Source organism: Moorena sp. SIO2C4 (genome assembly GCF_010672485.1).
In the GTDB taxonomy this organism is placed as follows: Bacteria; Cyanobacteriota; Cyanobacteriia; order Cyanobacteriales; family Coleofasciculaceae; genus Moorena; species Moorena producens.
Genome location: NZ_JAAHGN010001415.1, coordinates 1 through 1,502, shown reverse-complemented (window position 1 = coordinate 1,502; position 1,502 = coordinate 1). Strand labels below are relative to the sequence as shown.

Below are 1,502 nucleotides of genomic sequence, written 5' to 3'. Positions count from 1 at the left end.
TGTTGATTATGCTCAAAATTGATAGTTGATAATTCAAGCATTCAGCGGTCAGCGGTCAGCGGTCAGCGGTCAGCGGTCAGCGGTCAGTGGTCAGCCTTCAGCGTGGCACAGTAGGGCATTAGCTGATAGCTGATAGCTGATAACTGATAACTGATAGCTGATAGCTGATAGCTGATAACTGATAGCTGATAGCTGATAGCTGATAACTGATAGCTGATAGCTGATAACTGATAGCTGATAACTGATAGCTGATAGCTGCATCCCGATTCCCGATTCCCGATTCCCGTTCCCCTCCTGGGAGGGGTTAGGGGTGGGTTCCGATTCCCGATTCCCGATTCCCGATTCCCTGTTCCCTGTTCCCTATTCCTAATTTCAACACTTCTGCCATTAGCCATTACCCAATGACAAATGACAAATGCTTGCCCAAGGTTTCAGTAGTTGTACCAATCTACAACGGTGAAGCAGATTTACCAGAGTTAGTCCGTTGTTTACAGGAACAGACCTATGCCACTGACCAAGTAGAGTATCTTTTAGTGGATAATAATAGCAGCGATCGCACAGCCTCACTCATCCAAAGTGCTGTTACTGAGGGAGCATCTGAGGGCATAACTTTCCACTACATCCTGGAAGACCAGATTCAAAGCTCCTATGCCGCCCGTAACCAAGGAATTCGAGCAGCTAAGGGGGAAATAATTGCCTTTACTGATGCAGACTGTCGTCCCCAACCCCATTGGTTAGCAGACCTGGTCTCACCCTTTGCTAACTTTAGTATTGGTATTGTTGCTGGTCAAATCATCGGGTTGCCCGGTAAAACCTGGCTAGAAAAACACGCTGAGTATCATAATGTTCTATCTCAGGAACATACGTTAAACAATTCTTATTGTCCTTACGGTCAAACCGCTAACCTAGCAATCCGACGGCAAGCATTTGAGGAAGTGGGATTGTTCCGTCCTTACCTGACCACTGGTGGTGATGCTGATATGTGCTGGCGGATTCAAAAGCAAAGCAACTGGCAATTACACCTTGCTCCAACCGCTATAGTGGAGCACCGACACCGTTCCACTTTTCGGGAGTATCACAGTCAATGGCATCGGTATGGTCGCTCTAACCGTTACTTACATCAGCTCCATGGTGTGCCCTTGATGCGGGATATTCCACCCACGGAATATCTGTATCGGATCAGTCGTTGGTTGCTGAAAGAACTACCGCGCAATAGTATTAATGCGATCGCAGGCAAAACCGATCCCATTGAGCTAATCAGCACACCGATTGGTCTGTTTGGAACTTGGGCAAGGGCAAAGGGACAACAGCAAGCCCGGCTGCCAGACAAAGCTGATCAGATTGAGTGGCTTTCCCATGGAAGCTGATAGCTGCATCCCGATTCCCGATTCCCGATTCCCGATTCCCTCCTGGGAGGGGTTAGGGGTGGGTTCCGATTCCCGATTCCCGATTCACGTTCCCCTCCTGGGAGGGGTTAGGGGTGGGTTCCGATTCCCGATTCC

2 protein-coding genes are annotated in these 1,502 nt (G+C 48.9%); one reads left to right on the top strand and one right to left on the bottom strand.

Translation table 11 applies throughout. From position 1 onward, the window contains the following. Positions 1-83: 83 nt before the first annotated feature. Complete coding sequence (locus F6K20_RS38140) at positions 84-395, bottom strand: hypothetical protein (protein ID WP_287298374.1); 312 nt, start codon at positions 393-395, stop codon at positions 84-86. A 6-nt stretch (positions 396-401) separates the two neighbouring features. Between F6K20_RS38140 and F6K20_RS38135 the strand changes: the two genes are divergently transcribed. Beyond that, positions 402-1,367, top strand: coding sequence for a glycosyltransferase family 2 protein (locus tag F6K20_RS38135; protein ID WP_287298372.1), 966 nt, complete (start codon positions 402-404; stop codon positions 1,365-1,367). Positions 1,368-1,502: the final 135 nt, after the last annotated feature.